Source organism: Klebsiella sp. 18074 (assembly GCF_902705905.1).
Classification (GTDB): domain Bacteria; phylum Pseudomonadota; class Gammaproteobacteria; order Enterobacterales; family Enterobacteriaceae; genus Klebsiella; species Klebsiella terrigena.
In genome coordinates this window covers 168,352-193,474 of record NZ_CACSIS010000002.1, presented here as the reverse complement: position 1 = coordinate 193,474, position 25,123 = coordinate 168,352, and the positions used below count along the sequence as shown (strand labels likewise).

Genomic DNA, 25,123 nt, shown 5'->3' with positions numbered 1-25,123 from the left:
GGGGGTTAAAAGCGGTATTCGATGCCACCCTGCACGGTGCGGCCGCGGCCTAAGGTATTGCCCAGGGTTTCGCCGTAGCTGACCACGTAGGCGCGGTTGGATACGTTCTCCACGGAGCCGCGCAGCGTCAGGTTGTCGGTTATGCGATAGCTGGCGTAAAGGTCAAACAGGGTGTAGCGCGGCCAGTCGGCCAGATAGGGGTAGTTGGTCGGCACGCTGTGATCCTGATAGCCCGGCGCAAAGCGCACCGTGACGCCGGCGTCGAGCTTGCGGTTAAAGGCGCGACCGCCGAGGGTAAACGAGCCGCGATCGCCGGGGAGAAACGCGGCGGAGCTAAACTGGCTGCCGCCGTCGCAGGTCACGAAGTTGTTCGCCTCATCATTATCTTCCCAGTACCAGTTATTGGCGCTGCCGGCGCCCTGCTGCTTCCCGCCCAGCCACGCTTTCCGCGAGCAAAATTCGTTTTTGCCGATCATGTGCGTGTAGGTGAAATCGGTATAAACAAAGCCCGCATCGTAATTCAGCTGATACTCGATCCCGCGAAAACGGGTGGTGTTGAGGTTATTGACGTAGGCGGTGTTGCCCAGCCCCGGCTGCGTGATACCCGGCTTTTCGCGGTTAATCGCCATGCTGATATAGTTCGACACCTTGGTATCGAAGTAGGCCACTTTGACCGCCAGGCGATCCTCCTCCTGCAGCAGACCGCCTTTCAGCAGGTTCACCCCCACTTCCCAGGCGCGGGAGCGTTCCGCCTGCAGGAACGGGTTGGGATACTGCGTGGAGTCGCCGTGGGCGCTGCCGCTGGTCAGGGTTTCGGTAATCGCCGGCGGACGCCAGGAGCGGCCGTAGGTGGTATACAGCTCCAGCCAGTCGACGCCCGGCTTCACGGCCAGCGCCAGCGTCGGCGATACGCGGGACTCTTCACGGTCTACCGCCCATTCGTGGTAAGAGCTGGAAATGAGGCAGCCGCTCAGACGACGCGAGGTGCAGGGGTTATCGATGGTGTAGGTCGCTTCCGGGTAGTTCATGCCGGTGGTGCCGCGCAGGCGATAGCGGTCATAGCGCAGCCCGCCCTCCACCGTTAGCCAGTCGTCGTACTCATAGGTCAGCGTAGAGAACAGGCTGAATATCGACCGGTTTCCGCCGGGCGTCACACCCTCCATATCCTCAGACATTGAGCGGCTGGTGGCTTTGTCATAGTAAAACTCGGCGCCGTAGTTCGCCTTCAGCCCGTGCGCCGGGGCCAGCGAGAAGTGCGAGGTGTTTTGCAGTTGGGCGCCGTAGGTGCGCAGGCGGGTTTGCGTCCAGTAATCCTCCGTCGTCCCGCTGCCGTAAGTATCGCTGTTCGAGTCGGTGTCGACGTAGTAGAGCTTGGCGTGCAGATCGAGCCAGTCGCGATCGTAGGGCGCGAGGCTGTAGTCGAGGGCGACGTTGCGCGCCATCACCACGTCGTAGCCGCTCTGCTTCCAGCCCAGCGTCCGGTCATCGCCTTCGCCGACGGCGGTCAGGGTGCTGGCCGTCGGCGAGCTCACCTGGGTTTGCAGATAGCTCAGCTGCAGGCGCTGGTTAGCGGGCAGATTCCAGCCCACCTTCGCCATCCGCGACAGCATCTTGTAGCGGCTGTCGGTAATCTGATTGTTTTTTAAGGCGCTGGCATAGCGATCGTAGTTGCCGGTGTCGTTGTTGACGCGGATGTCGCCGATATCGCCTTTATTGCCCGGCCAATAGTCACTCAGGTGGCGCTCGCTGGCGGCCAGCAGAATATCTCCCGTCTCATTGCCCCACGCCAGCGCACCGCTGCCGATAAAGCGGGTACCGTTATCGCCGGTACTGGCGTGCAGCTTGCCGCCCAGCTCTTTGCCGTCATAGATAAAGTCGCTGGCATTGAGGGTGTTAAAGGTGGCGATGCCGCCCAGCGTGCCGGCGCTGCCCATGCCACCGGTGGTGCCTTTGTCAACGGTGACCCCGCTCAGCAGCTCCGGATCGATGTACATGGTGCCGTTACGCTGGCCGTGGCCGCTTTTCTGGAAATTCTGCCGCATCCCGTCGATGTTCATGTTGACCCGGCCGTAGTCCTGCATCCCGCGAATATTCACCGACAGGGCCGGATCCTGCTGGCTCACGCTGGAGTAAACGCCGGCCGTCTGTTCGAGGATATCAGCCGCGTGCCGCGCCGGCCGGTCGTCCATCTTCTTGCGGTCGATAACGCTAACGGAGCGAGGCTGTTCGTAGACCCAGTCATCGGCGGAATAATTTAAGGTGGCGGTAACGGTTAAGGTATCGTCACTCACCGGCCCGCCGATGCGGGTTTCATCGGCGCGCCGCGCGCGGAGAATAATCTGCCCGTCGGCGGTAAACTCTGGTGCAACGGCGTTGTTGCCAATCAGCTGGCGCAGCGCGGCGGCGATCGGCATCGTGCCGTTCAGCGGCTGCGACTTCATCCCCTGCACCGTACTGTCTTCAAAAAAAATCTGCACGCCGGACTGCTCGCCAAATCGCAGCAGCGCGCTTTGCAGAGATTGCGGGGTAATGGCGAAGGTTTTGTTCTGTTTTACCGCTTCCGTTGCCGCCGCTGCGGCCTGGCTCAGAGCCGGCGCGGTCAGCGCTAACGTCAGCGATATGGCAAAAGCAAGGCGACGACGGCTTTTGCCAAATTGGGGCTGTAATGGGTGCATGTGTGTACTCGATTATCGTTGATAATGGTAATCAATCTCATTCAACAATAAAGACGAACGACGTACACAAACCCGTAAAAATTTTTTAGAAAAAGTAAAAATATAAAAATGGGCCCACAAAATCGCCCGCAGAACCTAGTACAGAAGGGTCATTCCCGGCAGCGTCATCTGCTTCGCCCCCAGCGTCTGGCGCAGGGTTTCAACGGCGCGTTCAGGCTCCTTGAGCGCGAAGGCGCCGCTGACGGTCCGCTTTCTTAGCGCCGGATTGACGACGATAACCCGCTGGCTCTGGTAGCGATTTATCCGCGCCACCGCCTCACCTACCGGCTGCCCGTCGATAATCAGCCAGCCGCGCCGCCAGGCGAACTGCGCCGGCGAAACCGGCCGCCGCGTCAGGTGATTATCGGCATAGCGCGCGCCCTGCTGCTCATCCAGTACCAGCGATTGCCCTTTATAGCTGACCCGCACGCTGTGCTCATGCACCGCCACGTCCGCCCCACTGCCGTCAAGATCGACGCTGAACTGCGTCCCTAACGCCTGCATAACGCCGCCGTTCGCCTCTACACGAAAGGGCCGCGTCTCACGGCGGCTCAGCGGGGCGACGGTAAACCAGGCGTTGCCGGACAGCAGCGTAACGCGCCGCTCCCCGGCGTTGAAATGCAGCTCGATGGCGCTGCGGCTATCGAGATCGACCCGGCTGCCGTCCGACAGCGTCACCTGGCGAATTTCGCCGGCGGCGGTGTAATAATCAGCCTGCCAGCGCAGCCAGGCGTCGGGAAGCATCAACAGTACCGGCAGGGACGCCAGCACCACGACGGCAGCCGTCGCCCAGGAGCGCCAGCGGGGACGAACGCTCGCCGCCGGCGGGACGGGCAAAGGTACCACCGTGGCAGATGGCCCATCCGCTTCGCGGGCGGCCGACGCCGCTCGCGGCAGCGTCCCGAGCATCAGCCACAGCTGCTGCGCCTGAATCAGCGCGTCGGCGTGCTGCGGATCCGCCTCCCGCCACGCGGCCATCGCCCGCTCCTCATCGTCCGTCAGCGACCGCTCGGCCATTTTCACAGCCCATAGCGCGGCCTGCTGACGTATTGCCTCACTCAACTGACTCATTTCACTGCTTCCTGACTATCCGGGTTAATCATTAAGACGTTTGAACCAGGTAAAACCCGTAAAAAAAATGCCATTATTTCTGTATTCCGCACATCAGGGCTGCCAGCGCCTGCGCCAGATGTTTTTCTACGGTGCTGAGCGATATGCCCAGCCGCGTCGCAATCTCAGCCTGCGGCACCCCCTCAAGCCGGCTGAGGCGAAAAATAGCCTGCGTCCGTTCCGGCAGGCTCAGCAGCTGGCCGACAATCCGCTCAACCTGCTGCTGGTCAATCGCGCGCTGTTCAGCGCCCGGATCGTCGCTGGGAAAGTGGGCCATCTCATCATCGCTGAATGCCATGGTTTGCCGCCGCTGCAGCTGGCGGTAATGATCGAACAGCAGATTCCTCGCCGTGCGGAACAGATAGGATTCACTGTCCTGAATTTTTCCCTGTGGATAGTGTTCGAAGAGGCGGGCAAAACTCTCCTGCATCAAATCGTCGGCCAGCTGCGCATCGTGCAGCTGGCTTTTCAGATACGCCAACAGCGGCTGGGCATGACGCTCAAACAGCACCTGCAGCTCAATATTGGACATTAACTTTTCCCTGAAGAGCCTGCATCAAAGCCACTATAAATCACATAAATGATTCTCATTTTCAATAAGATTTTTGGCCGCCGCTGCGCCGGAAGCGTTCGAAGGGAGGCTGGTGCCGGCCTCCTGCGCCTGGACGGGCTGGCGCGAGAGGCCGCCATCATGGCCTGTTGTTCATCGCTGCTGCGGGTCAGGTGGGCGGATAAAGCGGTGGGTTCCGTTTTCAGGCGGCACTGGCGGGACGGAGGTTCTGGCGGGTTTGCTGGCGATCCCGCCAGCCCCCCCGTCGCGCGAGCTTAGCGCTCGTCGGCTTCCTCCAGCGGGACGATGCGCCACTCGTTAGGCTGCTGTCCGGGCGAAATCCACATCGGCACGACGTTACCGAGCCGGATGCCGTAAGGCGTACCACTCGCATAACGGCGCAGCACTCGAAACACGCCGGAATGGGCGATAATTAACGGACGCTCGTACTGCGTCAGGATCGTATTGAGCGCGCCGGTCACCCGGTGGCAAAACGCTTCCCAGCTTTCGCCGCCCGGTGGCGTCTCTTCATACGGCGGCTGCTCCGTCCACGGACGGCGCTCTAACGCCCCCCAGTCCCGCTCGCGCAGATCGTCAAACACCGTATAGGGCACGTCGGGGAGCGCCAGCTCGGCCGTTTGTCGCGCACGCAGCAGCGGGCTGACGGCGACGCCGTTCCAGCGATAGCGACCCAGCAGCGGACGAACCTCTTGCGCCTGCAGCTCGCCCTCTTCGGTGAGCGGTACGTCCGTACTTCCGCCGATTAATTTATCCCGGTTAAGGGCCGTTTCACCGTGGCGAACAAAGACAAAAGGCTTACAGATTATTGGCATAGTTCCATCTCGATCGTCGGATGAGTCATGATTTGGCAGCCCAGCGCCTGCTGCCACAGAAGCGAGCTCTCAATGGTGGTAAACAGCGGCATAAAGTAGCGGCATGAGAGCTGAGAGATCAGCGTTTGCAGGCAGTTGACGGTGGGGTGCACGTTCCAGCGGCAAAAATCGACATCGCCTGCCAGCCACTGCTGGCGCGCGAGCTGGTTGAGGTGGCCGGTAAACAGGGTTCGATGCTGAAAATCCTCCCGTGCCCGCAGCGCGCCCGCCATGCCGCTCATGCCATCGGGGTCGGCGGCCAATACCAGCGGCGCGTGGGGCGAAAAGACCGGAAGCGCCGCGGCCAGCGCCTGCAGCTCTGCGGCAACGCCATGCTGCAGACTGCCATCGTCATGCTCCGCCATCTGCACCAGCATGCTCAGGCAGGCGGCGTCCATGGCGACGCCCGACCGCCGCTCGCGGGCCATAAACAGCGCCAGCTCGGCGGCGCGTCCGGAAGGCGGCACCGGGCAGAGGGTCGGCTGCAGCAGATGCGCGCGCAGCTTTTCCCGCTGCCGGCTTTGCGGCACATCGTATAAACCGTAGGAGGCATCCACCAGCGCCAGGCGCGCGGGCGGCGGAACATCAAAGCGGAACAGTAGGGATTCCATACTAATATCACCGCTGTAAAACAGGCCGCCCGCCACGTTCAGATGGAACCACATCCCGCCCCAGGCGTGGCCGCAACTGCCGGTAGTGACGGTTATCTCGCCGAGGGAGAACTGACCGCGCACCGCCACCGGGTGGACGTTGCGCCCCGCAGGCAGCGCCTGGGCGGTGACGGCGCTGCAGTAGATGGGAATCTCCGCCGGCAGACGGCTTAGCCCGGCAATATGATCCACATGATCGTGGCTGAGCAGAATGGCGTCGATATCCGCCGGAACCGGCCACGGCGCCTCATCCGGCTCCAGAGCGCCGCCGGCATCCAGCAGGATGCGCTGGCGCGGCGTGTTCAGCAAAATGGCCGCCGGAGCCTTGCGGCCCAGGCCGCTAATCACGTCTATCTTCACGCCGCCTCCAGACGCCAGCCCTGGGTCAGCCGGACGCGGACGTTCTGCTGCGCCTGCAGCGGCGAGTGGTGGAAGGCGCTCAGCGGCTGCCCGTCAGCGAGGCGCAAATCCACTAAATAACGCTCTCCCTGATAGATACAGTTTTCCACCTCCGCGCTCAGACCGCTATCCGCTAGCTGCACGTGCTCCGGGCGCACCAGCACCGGCTGCACCGCCGCATGCTGGCCCGCGGAAAACCCTTCATGCAGCAGCGCGCAGTCCAGCTGGCGCTGCTGGCCGGGGATCGCCAGCGACAGCACCTGCCCCTTGCCGATAAAGCGCGCCACCCAGGCGTTTTGCGGCTGCTGATAGAGCGCCTGCGGCGCCCCCCACTGCATTAACGCGCCCTGATGCATCACCGCAATGTGGCTGGCCAGCGCCATCGCCTCCGCCTGGTCGTGCGTCACGTAGACAAAGGTCGCGCCGGTACGGCGGTGAAACTCGCGGAACGTCTGCTCCATCGTCGCCCGCAGGTGCCGATCGAGGTTCGCCAGCGGTTCATCCAGCAGCACCACCTGCGGCTCGGAGACCAGGCAGCGCGCCAGCGCCACCCGCTGACGCTGGCCGCCGCTCAGCTCCTGAGGCGAACGCCCGGCATAGGCTCCGAGCTCAACCACCTCCAGCGCCTCCATCACCCGCTTCTGCCGGGCGGCGCCGTTAACTTTACGCAGCCTCAGCGGATAGCCGACGTTCTCCGCCACGGTCATGTGCGGCCACAGGGCGTAGGACTGAAACACCATCCCCATATCGCGCTGCTCCGGCGGCAGGTGGACGACGCTATCCGCCAGCAGGCGATCGCCCAGCAGCAGGCGCCCGTCGCTAAGCTGCTCGAGGCCGGCAAGAATGCGCAGCGTGGTGGTTTTGCCGCAGCCGCTCGGCCCCAGCAGCGCGGTAAAAGCGCCCTGCGGGATAGTCAGATTGAGATCCCGCACCACGGTCTGGTTGCCAAATACTTTGCTGAGCCGCTCCAGCCTCAGTTCTGCCATGGAATCACTCCTTTGGGTAAATATCTGCCGAGCGCGCTGAGCAGCAGCATCACCACCGCCACCAGCGCCACCACCAGTACCGACACCGCCGATGCCAGCACCTTATCCCCGCTCTCATCAAGATTGAAAATCATCACCCCCAGCGTCTCTTTCCCGGCGCTCCACAGCAGCGCCGATACCGTCAGCTCGTTGACGGCGGAGAGGAACACCAGCAGCGCGCCGGCAAACGCCGCCGGCGCCATCAGCGGCAGCACGATGTGGCGCAGGCGCTGCGAAACGTTCGCCCCGGCGAGACTGGCGGCCTCCTCCATCGCCGGGTCCAGCTGCAGCATGCTGTTGTGTACCGGCTTCAGGCAGACGGTGAGAAAACGAGCAAGATAGGCGAAAAAGATAATCGTCAGCGTCCCGATGAGGCTGATATTCAGCAACGGCAGCGGGCGGGCAAACAGCAGAATGCAGGCAATCGCCAGCACCACGCCGGGCAGGGTGTAGGGAATATCGATAAGGTTGTGCAGCCAGTGCAGCGGCCGGGAAGGATGGCGCACCAGCAGCCACGCCAGCGGCAGGCTGAGCAACATCAGCACGCCCGCAGCGCAAATCGAGAGCAGCATGCTATTGCTCAGCGCCCGCCAGGTGGCGCTTTGCGCGTCAATAACTCCGCGCCAGGCGGCAAAGGTCAGGGTCTCGCCGTTGAGCGGCACGCCGAGCGTCGGCACCAGCGAGGTCGCAATCAGCGCCAGCAGCGGCGCCACCAGAATAGCGAACAGCACGACACCCAGCAGCACCTCCGTCGCCAGCCGCCACTTACCCAGCGAGAACCCCAGCGCGCGCCCAGCCATCCCAATCAGCGGCAGCGCGTAGCGCCGCTGCATATGGCCCTGGACGATAACGATCCCGATCGCCAGCACGCCCATCAGCACCGACAGCGCCGCCACCTCGTTGAGCATCGACGGGCCGAAGCTGGAGAGCGTCTGGTAGATGTAGACCGGCAGCACAAATAAAGAGATGGGGATCCCCAGCATCGCCGGAATGCCGAAGTTGCCGAGGGCGGAAACAAACGCGATCGCCGCCCCGCCCCATAGCGCCGTACGGCACAGCGGCAGCACGATATCGAAAAAGACCCGCCACAGCGAGGCGCCGTTGAGCCTGGCCGCTTCGATATGCTCCTTCGGCAGGCACTGCAGCTGCGTGCGCAGGGCCAGAAACACCAGCGGCGCATGCTGAATGCCGAGCAGCAGGGCGATGCCCTCGGCGGAGTAGAGCGGATTAGCGCTGCCAAAGCCCGGCGCCTGGCCGAGGCTGTTGAGTAGAATGCTGCTCGGCCCGAAGAGCTGCAGCCAGCTCAGGGCGGTGACCTGCGGCGGGATCATCATCGGCAGCATAAACAAGAACACCCACACCGGCTTAAAGCGGATATTGGTCAGCGCCAGGCAAAAGGCGAACAGGCTGCCAAGCAGCAGCGAAATCAGCGTACCCAGCCCGCTGGTATACAGGCTGTTATACAGCGCGCTCCAGGTCGCGGGGTTGCTCAGCACGCGCCACAGGCTGCTGTCGCCGCCCTGCCGCCAGTCGAGCAGCGCCGCAATGAGTAGGCGCAGGCTGGGCAGCAGGCTGACCAGCGCCACGAGGCATAATAGTAGCCACAGCAGCCCCTTCAGGGAGCTGCCGCCGGCGTTTTGCCGCAGGGTCATATCGCTCATCGATTAGCGGCTGCCGAACAGGTCGGCGAAGCGCTTTTTATTAGCCTCGGTGTCGGCCAGCGCTTTGGCGGCGTCGAACGGCATCAGCTTAATGCTGTCGCGCGGCGGAAAGCCCTTCGGCACCGGCAGAGAAGCATCGGCCGGCAGGTAGCCCTGCTGCAGCACCAGCTTCTGCCCCTCGGTCGAGAGTAAGAAGTCGATAAACGCCTTCGCGGCCTGCGGGTTTTTCGCGTTCTTCAGCATCGCCACCGGCTCGGTCACGATGCTGACGCCCTCTTTCGGGAAGGTAAACTCGATAGGCGCGCCCTTGGCCTTTTCACGAATGGCCATGTAATCCACCAGCACGCCGTAGGCCTTGCTGCCGGAAGCGATGGCGTTCATCACCGCGCCGTTGCCGCTTTGCGGCATCGCGCCGTTCGCTTTTAGCTTCTCGTAGTATTGCCAGCCGAGGTCGGGTGCATTCATCAGCGTCGCCTGATGGATTTGCGCCGCGCCGGAGTAAAGCGGGCTGGGCAGCGTGGTCATGTTCTTCAGCTCCGGCTTGAGAAGGTCCAGCCAGGAGGTGGGTTTAACCGGCGCTTTAGTATTCCAGGCGATGCCGGTGGTGATAAGCTTAGTGCCGTAGTAGTAGCCGTCTTTATCATACAGCTGGGCGTCAAAGCGGCCCGCCTGCGGCGAACGATAGCCGGCCAGTAAATTCTGCTGCTTCAGGGCCTCCATGGTGACGCTATCGGCGATCAGCAGCACGTCCGGTGCGGCGGCGCCGGCGGCGAGCTCGGCCTGCAGGCGGGCGGTCAGCTTGGTGGTTCCGTCACGGATCCATTTCACTTCAATATCGGGATGCACTTTTTCAAAGGCGCTGACGGTGGTCTGCGCGTCTTCGTTGGGCTGGCTGGTATAGAGCGTCAGCGTCGATTTGGCAAAAGCCGATGCGCTCATGATGGTCAACATCATCGCCGCCAGCACGTTTTTTTTATTCATCGTTCCGTCCCCGGTGTTTTCGTTGCGACGATTAAAACAGGAGAATCTGACAAAAATATGACCACCTGCTTTCGTAGTCATAGCTTCACATTGCCGCGCTAGCATGGCCGAAAATAGCGTGGCAGGAAGGGAATATGACACCGGAAACCCGTCGCAGCGCCATTGTCGCGCTGGCGACAGAACGCGGCGAAATCAGCATTGAAGCGCTCTCCAGGCACTTTGGCGTATCGCTGCAGACCATACGCAGCGATCTGCGTGACTTAACGGTGCAGGGGCTGCTGCTGCGCCGCCACGGCCTGGTCGCGCCTTTCGCGCGCGAAAATATCGCTTATCAGCAGCGGGAGATCGTCAATATCAACGGCAAACGCTGGATTGGCGAGCGGGTTGCGCGGCTGCTCTGCGGGGCGCAAAGCTGCTTCCTCGGCACCGGCACTACGGTGGAGATGGTGGCGCGCGCCCTGCCGAAGAGCGTTTCTCTCACCGTCTTCACCAATAACCTGCACGCCACGCAGCCGCTCAGCCAGCTTCCCGACTGCGCGCTGACGATAGCCGGCGGGCGTATCCGCAAGCGCGATCTGGATATTATCGGCGGCGACGCCCTGGCGTTCTTTAGCCGCTATCGGGTGGATATTGGCGTGGTCTCCGTCGGCGGCATCGGCGACGCCGGCGAGCTGTACGATTTTAATGATGATGAAGTGGTGGCGCGGCGGGCGTTAACCGCCGGCGCGGACGTCACGGTGCTGGCGATCGACAGCACCAAGTTTGGCCGCACGGCGCTGTGCCGCAACGGCCACGTCGGTGATTTTGACTACGTCGTCAGCGAGCGCCCCCCGACGGCGCAGCAGCGAGCGGGGCTGGCGCAGCGACGGACTCAGTGGCTGTGCCGCGACGCCGCCGATGCCCTGCCGCCGAACGGCGGATAGGCGCCAGGCGCAGTCTACTCCAGATGCTTCCGCTTAAACTGGCCTGCGTCGATGTCATACTGCTTCATCTTGCGCCACAGCGTGGTGCGCCCGATATTCAGCAGCTGTGACATCTCCTGGATGCGGCCGCTGGTCACCCTGGCGGCGTGGATAATCGCCTCTTTTTCAATGGCGCTAAACGTCAGGCTGGCGGGGAGCAGCGAAGAGGAGGTATCGCTGCCGGTACGCTCGGTAAACAGGTACTCCGGCAGGTTGCTCAGGCGTACGTGCCCGTTGTCGCTGCTGATCGCGACGTTTTCAATAATGCTGTTCAGTTCAAAATCATTCCCGGGCCACGAGTAGTTCACCAGCTGCGCCAGGGCGTCGTCGTCCACCTTCAGCCGCGACGAGAAGCGCTTTTCCAGGCTCCGCAGGCGGTTATGCACCAGCGAAGTGATGCTGTTGCGCCGCGCTCGCAGAGGAGGAATAACGATCTCAAACGAGTGCAGTGCGTAGTACAGCTGGCGGCTAAAGCGGTTCTGCTCCACCAGGTTGGCGAGGTCGACGGTGGTGGTGGCGATCACCTTGACGTCCACCGGGATCAGGCGACGGGCGTCGAGGCGGGTTAATACGCCCTGCTTAATGACCTGCAGCAGCGCGGACTGCAGCTCCGGCGCCAGGTATTCGATTTTTTCCAGAAACAGGGTGCCGCCGTTGGCCAGCTCCAGCCGGCTCAGGCGGCCGTTTTCGTCGTCGGTCGGCGCGCTGCCCATAAAATCCTGCCCGAGCGCGCCGTCGGCGTACAGCTGGCAGTTCACCGCAATATAGGGGCCGCCCGCCCGCTCGCTTTCATTATGAATCGCCTGACCGAGCAGCTCTTTGCCGACGCCCTCCTCCCCGCACAGCAGCACCGGAAAGGCGCCCCTCGCCGCCTGGCGACCAAAATGAATCAGGCGCCGGGTCTCCGGATCGTCCGCCGACATCTGCTCGAAGGTGTGGCTCACCTTGCCCAGCTGGCTGGTCATCAGCTGGCGCATCTGCTCCACCGGGTGCAGCAGCAGAATAAAGCTGTTGCCCTGCTCTTCGACAATCGGCTTCAGCGTGATCACCGCATCGACAAACTGGTGCTGGCTTTCGAAGGTCACTTCCGCATGATTCAGCCCGCGCGCGTGCTTAATCGCCCGACGCAGCAGCGCCGGCAGCGTCACCAGCTCATTGATATTGCGCCCCTGGCTGGCCTGCACGTCGAGATGCAGCAGCGTCGCGGCCCGCGCGTTGAGAAACTGCAGGACCCCCTGCTCGTTCCACGCCATCACCCCGTCATCCATGCTTTCCAGCAGGCCGTACATCTGATTCAGATGACGGTTGGACTCGGCCAGCAGGCTGTCGGTGAGCAGGGAGTTGCCCACCTCGCGGGCGATGGCGAGGGTCAGCGACAGGTCCGACGTCGCCTGCTGCTCCGTGAGGCAGCACAGCGAGATCGAGCCAAACAGCCGGCCGTGGTTATCAAATACCGGCGTCGAGCTGAACGACCACGGGCGCAGCGCCTGCTTGAAGTGGCTGTCGCCGGCGGTTTTCACCGGCTGCCCGAGCATCGAGGCCAGGGAGAGCGCGCAGCTGCCGATAATGCTTTCCGCGCAGTAGCTGCCGTCGCGAAAGCCCAGCTCGGCAAGCTGGTCAAGGGTGTGCGGATCGCCGCAGCGGCTGAGAATACAGGCGGACTCATCGAGGATAAACAGCCCGCAAGGACGGCTATCCATAAACTCCCAGGCGTCCTCCAGCGCGGCCTGACCAATCGTCAACAGCGCGGTTTTGCGCCGACAGATCGATTCAAACGTCAGCCCCTGCGCCTGGTGCGGCGCCTGCCAGGTCTCGCGCTGCATAAACTTGCTGCAGCGATGCCATGACTGAGTTATCACCGAAGAAAAGCTCTGAGTCTGCGCAGTCATATCCGTTTCCGCTGTGTTAAAAACGACTGTGTTAAAAACGACAACCCCTCCGACAGACGCTGCCGAAGGGGAGAAAAGCCCTCTTTACTCTCCAGAGAAGAGGCTTACCGGCACGCTATCACCGCGCCAGCCACTGCTGTCCCAGCAGGTCGGCGGTGAGGATCGCGGCGTAGACGCTGCTGGCGGTCACCGGGAAAGGCATATTGTGGATGGTTTCGCCCGGCGCGCAGGTCGCCTGCGCCACGGCCGCAATTTTCCCTTCTATGTCCTCCTTGACGCCCATTTGCGCAAGGGTCACCGGCAGGCCCACCTTCTGGCAGAAGTTCAGCACCGTTTCAATCTCTTCCAGCGGGCTGTTTTGCAGCACCAGCTGGGTCAGGGTACCAAACGCCACTTTTTCGCCGTGGTACAGATGGTGGCACTCTTCCAGAATGGTAAAGCCGTTATGGATAGCATGCGCCCCGGCAAGGCCGCTGCTTTCAAAGCCGATACCGCTGAGGTAGGTATTGGCTTCGACGATGCGCTCCAGGGCATCGGTCACCACCCCCGCCTGGGCGGCAAGACGCGCCTTTTCGCCCTCGGCCAGCAGCGTATCATAGCACAGGCGCGCCAGGCTCAAGGCCGCCGCAGTGGACTGGCCGCCCGCCATGCTGGTTGCTCTGGCGTCAAAACAGGCCTTCGCTTCAAACCAGGTCGAGAGCGCGTCGCCCATCCCGGCCACCAGCAGGCGCACCGGCGCTTTGGCGATAATCGCCGTATCCATTACCACCATATCCGGGTTTTTCGGATAGATCAGATACTCTTCAAACTCGCCCGCTTCGCTGTAGATAACCGACAGCGCGCTGGTTGGCGCATCGGTAGAGGCGATGGTGGGGATAACCACCACCGGCAGCTTCTGGTAAAAGCCGATGGCTTTCGCCGTATCGAGCGTCTTGCCGCCGCCAATCCCCACCACGCCGCGGCAGCCGTGCTGCTGCAGAATCGCGATCAGGCGGTTAATTTCCGCATGGCTGCATTCACCGTTAAAGCGCTCGGCGTGGCAGCTGATGTTATGGCTGTGCAGGCCGTTAAGCACCTTGTCTCCCGCCAGCTTCATGACGAAGTCGTCGGCAATCACGAAAAAGCTGTCCGCCAGGTTTTTGGCGTACTCGCCAAACAGCGTGGATGCATCAGGTCCCTGGAGATATTTGGCTGGAGATTGAATAACTTTTAGCATTCCTTTCACCCTCAAATAATTTTTACATGATAAGCCCTGGCGCCGCTGCGTTCAGCCTTCTGCTAATGAGGGGAACGGGAGCGCTGCCGGAGCGATGCAATCACTGTAGGGCGAGCGGAGAACAAAAAAATATTTCACCTTTTTGTTCTGATATGGAACAGAGAAAATATTTTTGCGTTTCATATTGAAACATAAATCGCGATAAAACGCCGGGATTGCGATCCCGATCCGCTCGTTTAGCCTAAATTTCCCCTAAAGACCACACAACTCACCGGTAAATCGGCCACTGGCCGCGAAAAAAAACTGAAAACCCGCTTCGTCATCGCCGCTTATCCGCCTCGCGGCGGCATGAAAAAAACCGCTCTGGGTCGCATTTTGCTTTTTTCGTCGCATTAAACGTTTCATTACGGAACATTTATCAGTAATAACGTTCCGGAATGAAACCCACTTCGGGCAGATTTTATTTTTCGTCAACTCAGCCAGAATCACTACATCGCCGGACAGCGCCTATCGGCTGGCGAACCCCTACACGATGACCGCCTCCGCCAGCAGAGAGGCGGCATCGAACCACTGTGACGGAGCATGAAGATGAAAAAACTGATTAATCGTGTCGAAGATGTCCTGAGCGAACAGCTCGCGGGCCTGGCGAAGGCCCACCCCCAATTAACGCTGCATCAGGACCCGGTGTACGTCACCCGCGCCGATGCGCCGGTTGCCGGCAAGGTGGCGCTGCTCTCCGGCGGCGGCAGCGGACATGAGCCAATGCACTGCGGCTATATCGGCCAGGGCATGCTCTCCGGCGCCTGCCCCGGGGAGATCTTCACCTCGCCGACGCCGGATAAAATGTTCGAGTGCGCGATGAATATCGACGGTGGCGAAGGCGTGCTGCTGATTATCAAAAACTACACCGGCGATATTTTGAATTTCGAAACCGCCACCGAGCTGCTGCATGAGAGCGGCGTCAAGGTCACCACCGTGGTCATCGACGATGACGTGGCGGTGAAGGACAGCCTCTACACCGCCGGCCGCCGGGGCGTGGCCAACACCGTGCTGGTAGAAAAACTGGTGGGCGCCGCCGCCGAACGCGGCGATTCGCTGGAAGCCTGCGCCGAGCTGGGCCGCAGGCTCAACAACCTCGGCCACTCTATCGGCGTCGCCCTTGCGGCCTGCACCGTGCCGGCCGCCGGACAGCCCTCTTTTGAGCTCCAGGATAATGAAATGGAGTTCGGCGTCGGCATCCACGGCGAACCGGGGATTGACCGCCGCGCCTTCAGCTCTCTCGACCAGACCGTGGACGAAATGTTCGCCACCCTGCTGGAAAACGGTACCTACAGCCGCACCCTGCGCCAGTGGGATCCGCTCAAGGGCAGCTGGCAGGACGTCCAGCAGGGGAAAAAAGCGCTACAGGGCGGCGACCGCGTCATCGCGCTGGTCAACAACCTCGGCGCCACGCCGCTGTCGGAGCTGTACGGCGTCTACAACCGCCTCGCCGAACGCTGCGAGGAGAGCGGGATCGCTATCGCCCGCAGCCTTATCGGCAGCTACTGCACATCTCTGGATATGGTGGGCTTTTCCATCACCCTGCTGAAGGCCGACGACGAGACGCTGGCCCTGTGGGATGCCCCCGTCCATACCCCGGCGCTGAACTGGGGCCATTAAGGAGCACAACATGTCACTGAACAGAACGCAGATCGTTAACTGGCTCTATCGCTGCGGCGAGATCTTTACCAAAGAGCGGGATTTTCTTACCGGGCTGGATAAAGAAATCGGCGACGCTGACCACGGCCTGAACATGCATCGCGGCTTCAGCAAGGTGGTGGAAAAGCTGCCTTCTATTGCCGATAAGGACATCGGTTTTATCCTTAAAAATACCGGGATGACGCTGCTTTCCAACGTCGGCGGCGCCAGCGGCCCGCTGTTCGGCACCTTCTTTATCCGCGCGGCGCAGATAACCCAGGCGCACCAGAGTCTCAGCCTCGACGAGCTGTACCAGATGATGCGCGAAGGCGCGGACGGCGTGGTCAACCGCGGCAAGGCGGAGCCGGGGGATAAAACGATGTGCGACGTCTGGCTACCGGTCGTTGAATCATTGCGCCATGCCAGCGAGCAGCATCTGTCGATGCAGGCCGCGCTAGACGCCGCGTGTAAGCAGGCGGAGATCGCCACCCGCTCCACCATCACCATGCAGGCCCGCAAGGGCCGCGCCAGCTACCTCGGCGAGCGCAGCATCGGGCATCAGGATCCGGGCGCGACCTCGGTGATGTTTATGATTCAGGAGCTGGCTGCGGCAGCCAAAGAGTAAGGAAAAAGCGATGGTAAACCTGGTGATTGTGTCTCATAGCGCCCGGCTGGGCGAAGGCGTCGGCGAGCTGGCCCGGCAGATGTTAATCGGCGACGGCTGCCGGCTGGCGATCGCCGCCGGGATTGACGATCCCGATAGCCCGATCGGCACCGATCCCATTAAGGTGATGGAGGCCATTGAATCCGTGGCCGACGCCGATCACGTGCTGGTGATGATGGATATCGGCAGCGCCCTGCTGAGCGCCGAGACGGCGCTGGATCTTCTCGATCCGGCCATTGCCGCCAAGGTTCGCCTCTGCGCGGCCCCGCTGGTCGAAGGTACGCTGGCAGCAACGGTCAGCGCGGCAACCGGGTCAACGATCGACAAGGTTATCGAGGACGCCATGAACGCGCTGGAGGCTAAGCGCGTTCAGCTGGGATTACCGTCGCCCGCTCAGCCCGCCCCTGAGGCGACCCCCTTTGCCGGAGATGACGACGCGCGGTCGGTTTCGGTGGTGATTAGCAACCACAACGGCCTGCACGTTCGCCCGGCCTCGCGCCTGGTGGCGGCGCTGGCCGGCTTCAACGCCGATCTGCTGCTGGAGAAAGGCGGCAAGTGCGTAGCGCCGGACAGCATCAATAAAATCGCGCTGCTGCAGGTGCGCCGCGACGACAGGCTCCGGCTGCTGGCCCGCGGGCCGGATGCCGAGGCGGCGCTGGCCGCATTCCAGGCGCTGGCGGCGGAGCACTTTGGCGAGCAGCCGAACGCGGCCCCGGCGGCGGCCGTCCCCTCCACCGCGCGCGTCCAGGGGAAGGCGCTGCTCTACCCCCTGCCGCATGCCGAGCCGCGGCGGCGAAACAGCGCCAATAGCGCCAAAGAGCAGCGGCGCCTGAAGCAGGCTATTGAGCAGACGCTGGCGGATCTCAACGCCCTGACCCGCCTGGCGGAGGAGCGCTACTCCGCCGATATCGCGGCCATTTTCTCCGGCCACCATACCCTGCTCGACGACCCGGATCTCTATGACGCCGCCTGCGCCATCCTGAGCAAGGAGCAGTGCTGCGCCGAGTGGGCGTGGTATCAGGTGCTGGTCGATCTCAGCCAGCAGTATCGCCAGCTGAGCGATAGCTATCTGCAGGCGCGCTATATTGATATCGAAGATCTGCTCCACCGCACGCTGCGCCATCTTCAGGGCCGCAGCGAGGTGCCGCTGGCGGTGAATGAACCGGTGATTATCATCGCCGATGATATCTTCCCCTCTACCGTACTGCAGCTCGACGCCAGGCAGGTCAAAGGGATCTGCCTGCAGGGCGGCAGCGACGTATCCCACGGCGCGATTATCGCGCGCCAGGCCGGGATCGCCTGCCTGTGCCAGCAGGGTGAGACGCTGAAAACGCTGCGCAGCGGCGATGCCATCACCCTTGATGTCGCCGAAAGGCGCATTATCCGCGGGTAGTCCGCGCTGTTGGCCCCATTGACCTCACGCCGGAGGCGCCGCCTCCGGGGATTTTGTTTTCGCTTAACCTCCAGGAACCGTTATGTCTCAATTCTTTTTTAATCAGCGCACCAGCCTCGTCAGCGACGTTATTGAAGGGGCGATTATCGCCAGCCCGTGGAATAACCTGGCGCGGCTGGAGAGCGATCCGGCGATCCGCGTGGTCGTGCGCAGCGATCTGAATAAGAGCAACGTCGCGGTGATCTCCGGCGGCGGCTCCGGCCACGAGCCGGCCCACGTGGGCTTTATTGGCAAAGGCATGCTCACCGCCGCCGTCTGCGGCGATATTTTTGCTTCACCGAGCGTCGATGCGGTGCTGACGGCCATCCAGGCCGTCACCGGCGAAGCGGGCTGTCTGCTGATCGTCAAGAACTACACCGGCGATCGCCTGAACTTTGGCCTCGCAGCGGAGAAAGCGCGTCGCCTGGGCTACAGCGTCGAGATGCTGATCGTCGGCGACGATATTTCGCTGCCGGATAACAAGCATCCGCGCGGCATTGCAGGGACCATCCTGGTGCATAAAGTGGCGGGCTACTTCGCCGAGCGCGGCTACAACCTGGCGACCGTGCTGCGTGAAGCGCAGTACGCGGCGAACAACACCCGCAGCCTCGGCCTCGCGCTCTCCAGCTGCCACCTGCCGCAGGATGCCGAGACGGCACCGCGCCACCATCCCGAGCAGGCGGAGCTGGGGATGGGCATTCACGGCGAGCCCGGCGCTTCGGTTATCGCCACCCAGAACAGCGCGCAGATTATGCAACTGATGGTGGAGAAGCTGACTGCGGCCCTGCCGGAAACCGGCCGCCTGGCGGTGATGCTCAATAATCTCGGCGGCGTGTCGGTCGCGGAAATGGCGATCCTCACCCGCGAGCTGGCGAACACCCCGCTCCATCAGCGTATTGACTGGCTGATTGGCCCGGCGTCTCTGGTCACCGCCCTGGATATGAAAGGCTTCTCGATCACCGCGATCGTACTGGAAGAGAGCATTGAGAAAGCGCTGCTCTCCGAGGTGGAAACCGCCAGCTGGCAGAAGCCGGTCCAGCCGCGTGCCGTCGGGGTGATGCCCTGCTCGCTGCGCAGCAGCCGCGTGGAGTTCCAGCCTTCAGACCATAGCGTCGTGGCGGGCTACGTCGGAACGGTGACCGCAACGCTGTCCGACCTTGAGGCCCACCTCAACGCGCTGGATGCCAAAGTCGGCGACGGCGACACCGGGTCGACCTTCGCCGCGGGGGCGCGCGACGTGGCCGACCTGCTGCGTCGCCAGCAGCTGCCGCTCGCCAACCTCGCCACTCTGTTTGCGCTGATCGGCGAACGCCTGACCGTGGTGATGGGCGGCTCCAGCGGCGTGCTGATGTCTATTTTCTTTACCGCCGCCGGGCAGAAGCTGGAACAGGGCGCCGGCGTCGCCGAAGCGCTCAACGCCGGCCTGGCGCAGATGAAGTTTTACGGCGGAGCGGACGAAGGCGATCGCACCATGATTGACGCGCTGCAGCCGGCGCTGGCGTCGCTGCTGGCCGCGCCTGACAATCTGCAGGCGGCGTTTGTCGCGGCCCAGGCCGGCGCAGAGAGCACCCTTCACGCCAGCAAAGCCAACGCCGGGCGCGCGTCGTATCTCAACAGCGACAGCCTGCTGGGCAATATGGACCCTGGCGCTCACGCGGTGGCGATGGTGTTTAAGGCCCTGGCGGAGAAATAGAAGCCGTCAGATATTCCCGCAGGCGCCGCGGTGCCTGCGGGAATGCAGAGAATGCAGAGAATGCAGAGAATGCAGGGAGTTTTGGTCATGTAGCCCGGGCAGAGCAATCGCCGCAGCCCGGGACTTCGCGACATTTACTTACTGTGCCAGTAGGCCTGGGAGCGCACCAGCTGCGGGTCAATCTCGTCCCCTTTAAAGCGCTCGAGCAGCGATTTCACCACCGCGCCTTCGCCGGTCACCCAGATAAAGTAATCCTCCGCCGGGACGCTCACCTGCGCCAGACGCTCGGCCACCGCGGCGGGGTTATGGCCCACCACCCACTCAATATTGAAGCCATCAAACTCCGCCAGATAGTCTTTATAAGACGCATCACCGATGGTGACGATCGCCGTTACCTGCGGCGGAACCGGCAGCTGGCTTAATGCCCGCAGGCGACGAAGTAGCGCGGGCATGCCGGACTCATCGCCAACGTACAGCTGCCAGGCATAATCTTCCGGCACCACCAGCGAACCGCGCGGCCCGCCAATGACCAGGGTATCGCCCGGTTTGGCCGCCAGCGCCCAGCTGCTGGCAATCCCGCCGTCGTGAATAAAGAAGTCATACGCCAGCTCATGGCGTTCGGCATCGTACAGCGGCGTATAGTCGCGGGTTGCCGGACGCACGCCCTCCCCCCAATTAATGCCTTCATCAGTAACCTGCGGCGGCGTAAACGCGGCGCCGGCTTCGGGGAAAAACAGTTTGGTATGGTCGTCAAACCCCTGGGAAACAAAACCGTCCAGCGCGTCCCCGCCCAGCACAATGCGCTGAAAAGCCGCGCCGATACGCTCTACGCGCAGGACGGTTAATTCACGGAAACGCAGCTCATTACGAACGCGCTGCGGGTACTGAGTGTTTTTCGTTTTTATCATCATCGATTCGATCGCCTTCGTGAAAAATAGATATATCTAAACATGACCCAAATGATAATGATTGCCATTAAAAAAGAATGCAAGTTATTTTTGATATAGTCGTGGCAAAAAGCAAAAAAGTCCAAACCCATCAATAAAAACATTTAAAATCAATAAATTAAAAAAACATCATATCTCATACTTGCTAATCGTTATTTTTTAGATATAAATTAGATATATCAAAACTAATGAGGAATAAACGATGCGACATCATCATGAAGAAGGGCGTGGGCCACGTGGGCACCGCGGTGAACGTGGGGAACACGGCCACAGAGGCGGTGACCATGGCGAACACGAACGCAGAGGCGGCGGACGCCGTCAGCGTTTCTTTGGTCACGGCGAACTGCGACTGGTTATCCTCGATATCCTGACTCGCAACGCCAGCCACGGCTACGAGCTGATTAAAGAGATAGAGACCCTGACTCAGGGTAACTATAGCCCTAGCCCGGGCGTGATCTACCCCACCCTCGATCTCCTGCAGGATCAGGGTCTGATCAGCGTTGAAGAGGAAAATGGCCGCAAGAAAATTGCCATTACCGCCGAAGGCAGCCAGCTGCACGCCGAAAATCTCGAGCAACTGGCTCAAATTCAAGAGCGTTTACAAGCGCGGATGGTCGGCTGTGAACTGCGCAAAAATCCGCAAATGAAGCGGGCGCTGGAGAACTTTAAAGCCGTACTGGATCTGAAAGTGAATCAGCAACCCACCAGCGACGCGCAGCTCAAGCAGATCGTCGCCGTTATCGACCGCGCGGCCATGGAAATTTCCCAGCTCGATTAAGCCCCCCTTCTGCCCTCTAATTGGGCAACCTGCACCGCCGCGAAGCACGCGGCGGTATAGCTGCCAGCAGGTTATTAGCTCCGTTCAGGAGTAAAACATGCCAAAAATATCGCCGTGAGATTAAATTCCGCACATATCCGCTTTCACGCTGCGTTTATCCCGATTTTCAGCGCCTCCACCGAAGTGGCGTAATCCCTGCAATACTTAATTCAGTATCATGTGATACGCCCGTCCCAGGAGCTCACTTTGAACAGGTTACCTTCCAGCGCATCGGCTCTGGCCTGCAGCGCACACGCACTGAATCTCATTGAGAAGCGAACGCTTGATCATGAGGAGATGAAAGCACTTAACCAGGAGGTCAGGGAATACTTTAAAGAGCATGTGAATCCGGGGTTTTTAGCGTATCGAAAATCTGTTACCGCTGGCGGGGATTACGGAGCCGTAGAGTGGCAGGCGGGAAGTTTAAATACGCTTGTCGACACTCAGGGACAAGAGTTTATTGATTGCCTGGGTGGCTTTGGGATTTTTAATGTAGGGCACCGTAATCCAGTCGTTGTTTCCGCCGTAGAGCACCAGCTCGCTAAGCAACCACTTCATAGTCAGGAACTGCTCGATCCGCTGCGGGCCATGCTGGCCAAAACGCTGGCGGCATTAACGCCCGGCAAACTGAAATACAGCTTCTTCAGTAACAGCGGTACGGAATCGGTCGAAGCGGCGCTCAAGCTCGCCAAAGCCTACCAGTCGCCACGTGGCAAATTTACCTTCGTGGCCACCAGCGGCGCGTTCCATGGGAAATCGCTGGGTGCATTGTCGGCTACCGCCAAATCGACCTTCCGTAAACCTTTTATGCCGCTGCTGCCGGGCTTCCGTCACGTGCCGTTTGGCGATATCAACGCCATGCGCACGCTGCTCAGTGAGTGCAAGAAAACCGGTGATGACGTCGCGGCGGTGATCCTTGAGCCGATCCAGGGCGAAGGTGGCGTGATCCTGCCGCCTCAGGGCTATCTGCCGGCGGTACGTAAGCTGTGTGATGAGTTTGGCGCACTGCTGATCCTCGATGAGGTGCAGACCGGCATGGGGCGCACCGGCAAAATGTTTGCCTGTGAGCACGAGAACGTTCAGCCGGACATTCTGTGCCTTGCCAAAGCGCTCGGCGGCGGCGTGATGCCAATTGGCGCGACGGTCGCCACCGAAGAGGTGTTCTCGGTGCTGTTCGACAATCCGTTCCTGCATACCACCACCTTCGGTGGAAATCCGCTGGCCTGTGCCGCGGCGCTGGCGACGATCAACGTCCTGCTGACGGAGAATCTGCCGGCGCAAGCGGAACAGAAAGGCGAACTGCTGCTGGATGGCTTCTGCCAGCTGGCTCGCGAGTATCCGGAGCTGGTGAACGAAGTCCGTGGTAAAGGGATGCTGATGGCCATTGAGTTCGTGGATAACGAAATCGGCTATGACTTTGCCAGCCTGATGTTCCGCCAGCGGGTGCTGGTGGCCGGTACCCTGAACAACGCGAGGACGATCCGCATCGAACCACCGCTGACGCTGACCCTTGAGCAGTGCGAGCTGGTGCTGAAGGCGGCGCGGAACGCGCTGGCCGAGCTGCGGGTGTCGGTGGAAGAAGCCTGACGATAGCCAACAAAAAGCCCGGTGGAAGCAATATTCACCGGGCTTTTTTACGCCTGCCGGTCAGCTTTCCGATGCTATTCCGGCAGCAGGCCCACAAAGCTGCGCTTTTGCCGCGGCTGCGACATCATCTCATCCAGCTTCTCGACGCAGGCCAGGTAGTGCGGCGTTTTTTTATGCGCCAGCACCGCGTCCTCATCTTTATAGGCCTCGTAGATAAAAAACCGCGTCTTCACCTCCGGGTCCTGCAGGACGTCGAAGCGCAGGTTGCCCGGCTCCTGCAGGGCCCCTTCATGGTTCGCGCGAAAGACGTCGAGAAACTCGTTAACCCGCTCCGGTTTGATATTAATTTCGACCAGCGTCACGTTCATTTCAGCTCCCCCTGCTTCTCCTCCTGCCAGAACTGATACGCCTCGCGGGCGCTCATATTCTCGTGCACCACTTTCTTCACCGCCTTCAGCATCGCGCGCGGCGCGCTGGACTGGAAAATATTGCGCCCCATATCGACGCCGGACGCACCCTGGTCGATCGCCCGCCAGCACATCTCCAGCGCCTCCTGCTCCGGCAGCTTTTTGCCGCCGGCGATCACTATCGGCACCGGACAGCTGGCGGTCACTTTTTCAAAACCCTCTTCAACAAAATAGGTTTTTACGAACTGCGCCCCCATCTCGGCGGCGATGCGGCTGGCCAGCGAGAAATAGCGCGCGTCGCGGGTCATCTCTTTGCCGACCCCGGTGACCGCCAGCACCGGCATGCCGTAGCGGTTCCCGGCATCCACCAGCTTAATAATGTTGCCGATCGACTGATGCTCGTATTCGCTGCCGATATAGACCTGCGCCGCGACCGCGCAGACGTTGAGGCGCAGCGCGTCTTCCATCGTTACCGCCACGCACTCGTTGGAAAGCTCGCTAAGGATTGAGTTGCCGCCGGAGGCGCGCAGCACCACCGGCTTGTTGGTGGCCGCCGGTACCGTGCTTCTTAGGATTCCGCGGGTACACATCAACACGTCGGTCTCATCAAACAGCGGGGCGATGGAGAGATCGATCCGCTCCAGCCCGGTGGTCGGCCCCTGAAAATAGCCGTGGTCGAAGGCCAGCATCACCGTGCGGTTGCTCTGCGGGTTAAAGATGCGCGCCAGCCGGGACTGCATCCCCCACTCCAGCGATCCGCAGCCCTTCAGCCCGTAGAGAACGTTCTGCTGCGGTCGATCCAGGCCAAAGTCCTTCCCCTCTTTGATATCGTCTAAATCTGCCATTTTATCCCCCGTCAGAAGTCGTAGTTGTTGATGTTCTCTTTGGTGAACACCACGCGCTCCGGCAGCAGCACGATGCCGTTGCCTTTCGCCTCATACTGATAGCCCTGGACGCTGTTTGGCTCGACCTTCAGCGTTCCGATATCTTTTACCTCCACGCTGTCACCGACGTTAAGATCGCCTTTTTTCAGCAGACGATCGGCGACGTTAACCGCAATTTTTCCCTGCTGAACCACATCCCACAGGCCGAAGGCTTTCACCGTGCCGCGATCGACGTACGGGCGCATAACGTTCGGGGTGCTAAAGCCGACAATCGCCACCCCCTGGCGCTTAAGGTTCTCCGCCGCCTGCGCCGCCGCCGGGAGCGCGTTGGCGTCCGGGGCGATAATGGCGTCGAGATCCGGGTAGGCTTTTAAGATGCCCTCGGCAGTTTGCAGCGATTTGGTGGCGTCGTTATAGCCAAACTGGGTGGTCACCACTTCCCACTGCGGGTGCTCTTTGGCAATCTTCGCTTTGGCCTCTTTGACCCACTGGTTCTGGTCGGTCACCGTCGGGCTGGAGTAGAAGAACGCCACCTTAGCGGCCGGTTTGGTGACCTGCTTCGAGGTCATATCCACCAGCAGGCCGCCTAGCTGCTGCGGGGTGCCCTGGTTGATATAGATACTGCGGCATTCGGGTTTGGTATCGGAGTCCCAGGTCAGCACCTTCACGCCGCGCTGCATCGCGCGCTTGAGCGCCGGGCACAGGCCGTCCGGCGATACGGCGGAGACGATAATCGCGTTGTAGCCCTGGTTGACGAAGTTGTTGATCAGCTGCACCTGGCCGGAGACGCTCGGTTCGGTCGGGCCGTCGTAGGTAACGTCGACCCCCAGCGCCTTGCCCGCCTCTTTGGCGCCGTTGCCGCCGCTGGTAAAGAAGCCCACGCCGACGAGTTTAGGAATAAAGGCAATGCGGTCTGCGGCCTGGGCGGTCGCCACGCTCAGCGCCAGCGCCAGGGCGCTCGTTTGCAGGATTCGTTTGGTTTTCAT

The 25,123-nt window shown here is 61.4% G+C and carries 21 protein-coding genes; 7 read left to right on the top strand and 14 right to left on the bottom strand.

Translation table 11 applies throughout. The annotated features are described in order from the left end of the window. Positions 1-5: 5 nt before the first annotated feature. From GVK32_RS02525 to GVK32_RS02490, 8 genes are all read right to left on the bottom strand, one after another. Complete coding sequence (locus GVK32_RS02525) at positions 6-2,675, bottom strand: TonB-dependent receptor (protein WP_159864815.1); 2,670 nt, start codon at positions 2,673-2,675, stop codon at positions 6-8. Positions 2,676-2,810: 135 nt separating this feature from the next. Beyond that, entirely contained in the window at positions 2,811-3,785 is a 975-nt protein-coding gene (locus GVK32_RS02520) for a FecR domain-containing protein (RefSeq protein ID WP_159864813.1), read from the bottom strand. A 73-nt stretch (positions 3,786-3,858) separates the two neighbouring features. After that, positions 3,859-4,356 (bottom strand): RNA polymerase sigma factor, encoded by a 498-nt coding sequence (locus GVK32_RS02515; RefSeq protein WP_159864810.1) that lies wholly within the window; start codon positions 4,354-4,356, stop codon positions 3,859-3,861. Between the two features lie 293 nt (positions 4,357-4,649). After that, positions 4,650-5,207, bottom strand: coding sequence for a histidine phosphatase family protein (locus GVK32_RS02510; RefSeq protein ID WP_159864807.1), 558 nt, complete (start codon positions 5,205-5,207; stop codon positions 4,650-4,652). Further along, positions 5,198-6,256 (bottom strand): MBL fold metallo-hydrolase, encoded by a 1,059-nt coding sequence (locus GVK32_RS02505; RefSeq protein WP_159864804.1) that lies wholly within the window; start codon positions 6,254-6,256, stop codon positions 5,198-5,200. Before GVK32_RS02505 ends, GVK32_RS02510 begins: the two co-directional genes overlap by 10 nt. Continuing rightward, positions 6,253-7,281 carry an ABC transporter ATP-binding protein gene (locus tag GVK32_RS02500; protein ID WP_159864800.1) on the bottom strand — a complete coding sequence of 343 codons (1,029 nt, stop codon included), beginning with the start codon at positions 7,279-7,281 and terminating at the stop codon, positions 6,253-6,255. The genes GVK32_RS02505 and GVK32_RS02500 overlap by 4 nt, the downstream gene beginning before the upstream one ends. Next, positions 7,269-8,981 (bottom strand): iron ABC transporter permease, encoded by a 1,713-nt coding sequence (locus GVK32_RS02495; protein ID WP_227697803.1) that lies wholly within the window; start codon positions 8,979-8,981, stop codon positions 7,269-7,271. Before GVK32_RS02495 ends, GVK32_RS02500 begins: the two co-directional genes overlap by 13 nt. A gap of 3 nt (positions 8,982-8,984) precedes the next feature. Beyond that, positions 8,985-9,962, bottom strand: a complete 978-nt coding sequence (locus tag GVK32_RS02490; RefSeq protein ID WP_159864797.1) for an ABC transporter substrate-binding protein — start codon at positions 9,960-9,962, stop codon at positions 8,985-8,987. Positions 9,963-10,096: 134 nt separating this feature from the next. On the opposite strand from GVK32_RS02490, the gene GVK32_RS02485 reads away from it, so the two are divergent. Then, positions 10,097-10,885 carry a DeoR/GlpR family DNA-binding transcription regulator gene (locus GVK32_RS02485; protein ID WP_159864794.1) on the top strand — a complete coding sequence of 263 codons (789 nt, stop codon included), beginning with the start codon at positions 10,097-10,099 and terminating at the stop codon, positions 10,883-10,885. A gap of 14 nt (positions 10,886-10,899) precedes the next feature. Here GVK32_RS02485 and dhaR read toward each other — a convergent pair whose 3' ends face one another. Next, a complete protein-coding gene (gene dhaR / locus GVK32_RS02480; protein WP_159864791.1) occupies positions 10,900-12,813 on the bottom strand; it encodes a dihydroxyacetone kinase operon transcriptional regulator DhaR in 1,914 nt (637 codons plus the stop codon). 118 nt (positions 12,814-12,931) lie between these two features. Next, on the bottom strand, positions 12,932-14,029 hold the full coding sequence (locus tag GVK32_RS02475) for a glycerol dehydrogenase (protein ID WP_159864788.1): 1,098 nt from the start codon (positions 14,027-14,029) through the stop codon (positions 12,932-12,934). A gap of 588 nt (positions 14,030-14,617) precedes the next feature. Between GVK32_RS02475 and dhaK the strand changes: the two genes are divergently transcribed. The 4 genes from dhaK (at position 14,618) to GVK32_RS02455 (ending at position 19,495) form a co-directional block, all read left to right on the top strand. Next, a complete protein-coding gene (dhaK, locus tag GVK32_RS02470) occupies positions 14,618-15,688 on the top strand; it encodes a dihydroxyacetone kinase subunit DhaK (RefSeq protein ID WP_159864785.1) in 1,071 nt (356 codons plus the stop codon). A 10-nt stretch (positions 15,689-15,698) separates the two neighbouring features. After that, positions 15,699-16,331: a dihydroxyacetone kinase subunit DhaL gene (dhaL, locus tag GVK32_RS02465; RefSeq protein ID WP_159864782.1), complete on the top strand. Its 633-nt coding sequence runs from the start codon at positions 15,699-15,701 to the stop codon at positions 16,329-16,331. A 10-nt stretch (positions 16,332-16,341) separates the two neighbouring features. Further along, complete coding sequence (gene dhaM, locus GVK32_RS02460; RefSeq protein WP_159864779.1) at positions 16,342-17,763, top strand: dihydroxyacetone kinase phosphoryl donor subunit DhaM; 1,422 nt, start codon at positions 16,342-16,344, stop codon at positions 17,761-17,763. An 82-nt stretch (positions 17,764-17,845) separates the two neighbouring features. Then, positions 17,846-19,495, top strand: a complete 1,650-nt coding sequence (locus GVK32_RS02455; protein ID WP_159864776.1) for a glycerone kinase — start codon at positions 17,846-17,848, stop codon at positions 19,493-19,495. A gap of 134 nt (positions 19,496-19,629) precedes the next feature. On the opposite strand, the gene GVK32_RS02450 is transcribed toward GVK32_RS02455, so the two are convergent. Continuing rightward, positions 19,630-20,406 (bottom strand): siderophore-interacting protein, encoded by a 777-nt coding sequence (locus GVK32_RS02450; protein ID WP_200842823.1) that lies wholly within the window; start codon positions 20,404-20,406, stop codon positions 19,630-19,632. Positions 20,407-20,644: 238 nt separating this feature from the next. Here GVK32_RS02450 and GVK32_RS02445 point away from each other — a divergent pair, with 238 nt between their 5' ends. Together GVK32_RS02445 and ygjG are read left to right on the top strand one after the other, a co-directional pair. After that, the gene (locus GVK32_RS02445) at positions 20,645-21,220 is read left to right on the top strand and encodes a PadR family transcriptional regulator (RefSeq protein WP_123756399.1); all 576 of its coding nucleotides are present in this window, start codon (positions 20,645-20,647) and stop codon (positions 21,218-21,220) included. A 246-nt stretch (positions 21,221-21,466) separates the two neighbouring features. Then, positions 21,467-22,846: a putrescine aminotransferase gene (gene ygjG, locus GVK32_RS02440; RefSeq protein ID WP_200842822.1), complete on the top strand. Its 1,380-nt coding sequence runs from the start codon at positions 21,467-21,469 to the stop codon at positions 22,844-22,846. Between the two features lie 74 nt (positions 22,847-22,920). Here ygjG and lsrG read toward each other — a convergent pair whose 3' ends face one another. The 3 genes from lsrG to lsrB are packed head-to-tail and all read right to left on the bottom strand — an operon-like array spanning position 22,921 to position 25,123. Further along, entirely contained in the window at positions 22,921-23,214 is a 294-nt protein-coding gene (gene lsrG / locus GVK32_RS02435) for a (4S)-4-hydroxy-5-phosphonooxypentane-2,3-dione isomerase (RefSeq protein ID WP_041147327.1), read from the bottom strand. Further along, positions 23,211-24,098, bottom strand: coding sequence for a 3-hydroxy-5-phosphonooxypentane-2,4-dione thiolase (gene lsrF / locus GVK32_RS02430; protein ID WP_159864770.1), 888 nt, complete (start codon positions 24,096-24,098; stop codon positions 23,211-23,213). Before lsrF ends, lsrG begins: the two co-directional genes overlap by 4 nt. An 11-nt stretch (positions 24,099-24,109) precedes the next feature. Further along, positions 24,110-25,123: an autoinducer 2 ABC transporter substrate-binding protein LsrB gene (lsrB, locus tag GVK32_RS02425; protein WP_159864767.1), complete on the bottom strand. Its 1,014-nt coding sequence runs from the start codon at positions 25,121-25,123 to the stop codon at positions 24,110-24,112.

Bases quoted from the DNA above. Each gene is read 5' to 3' on its own strand.
- GVK32_RS02485 (WP_159864794.1), top strand. From the start codon at position 10,097: ATGACACCGGAAACCCGTCGCAGCGCCATTGTCGCGCTGGCGACAGAA.
- lsrF (WP_159864770.1), bottom strand. From the start codon at position 24,098: ATGGCAGATTTAGACGATATCAAAGAGGGGAAGGACTTTGGCCTGGAT.
- GVK32_RS02450 (WP_200842823.1), bottom strand. From the start codon at position 20,406: ATGATGATAAAAACGAAAAACACTCAGTACCCGCAGCGCGTTCGTAAT.
- lsrB (WP_159864767.1), bottom strand. From the start codon at position 25,123: ATGAAAACCAAACGAATCCTGCAAACGAGCGCCCTGGCGCTGGCGCTG.
- GVK32_RS02525 (WP_159864815.1), bottom strand. From the start codon at position 2,675: ATGCACCCATTACAGCCCCAATTTGGCAAAAGCCGTCGTCGCCTTGCT.
- GVK32_RS02445 (WP_123756399.1), top strand. From the start codon at position 20,645: ATGCGACATCATCATGAAGAAGGGCGTGGGCCACGTGGGCACCGCGGT.
- GVK32_RS02455 (WP_159864776.1), top strand. From the start codon at position 17,846: ATGTCTCAATTCTTTTTTAATCAGCGCACCAGCCTCGTCAGCGACGTT.
- dhaK (WP_159864785.1), top strand. From the start codon at position 14,618: ATGAAAAAACTGATTAATCGTGTCGAAGATGTCCTGAGCGAACAGCTC.
- GVK32_RS02510 (WP_159864807.1), bottom strand. From the start codon at position 5,207: ATGCCAATAATCTGTAAGCCTTTTGTCTTTGTTCGCCACGGTGAAACG.
- GVK32_RS02520 (WP_159864813.1), bottom strand. From the start codon at position 3,785: ATGAGTCAGTTGAGTGAGGCAATACGTCAGCAGGCCGCGCTATGGGCT.
- GVK32_RS02475 (WP_159864788.1), bottom strand. From the start codon at position 14,029: ATGCTAAAAGTTATTCAATCTCCAGCCAAATATCTCCAGGGACCTGAT.
- GVK32_RS02515 (WP_159864810.1), bottom strand. From the start codon at position 4,356: ATGTCCAATATTGAGCTGCAGGTGCTGTTTGAGCGTCATGCCCAGCCG.
- dhaR (WP_159864791.1), bottom strand. From the start codon at position 12,813: ATGACTGCGCAGACTCAGAGCTTTTCTTCGGTGATAACTCAGTCATGG.
- GVK32_RS02500 (WP_159864800.1), bottom strand. From the start codon at position 7,281: ATGGCAGAACTGAGGCTGGAGCGGCTCAGCAAAGTATTTGGCAACCAG.
- GVK32_RS02495 (WP_227697803.1), bottom strand. From the start codon at position 8,981: ATGAGCGATATGACCCTGCGGCAAAACGCCGGCGGCAGCTCCCTGAAG.
- dhaM (WP_159864779.1), top strand. From the start codon at position 16,342: ATGGTAAACCTGGTGATTGTGTCTCATAGCGCCCGGCTGGGCGAAGGC.
- dhaL (WP_159864782.1), top strand. From the start codon at position 15,699: ATGTCACTGAACAGAACGCAGATCGTTAACTGGCTCTATCGCTGCGGC.
- lsrG (WP_041147327.1), bottom strand. From the start codon at position 23,214: ATGAACGTGACGCTGGTCGAAATTAATATCAAACCGGAGCGGGTTAAC.
- GVK32_RS02490 (WP_159864797.1), bottom strand. From the start codon at position 9,962: ATGAATAAAAAAAACGTGCTGGCGGCGATGATGTTGACCATCATGAGC.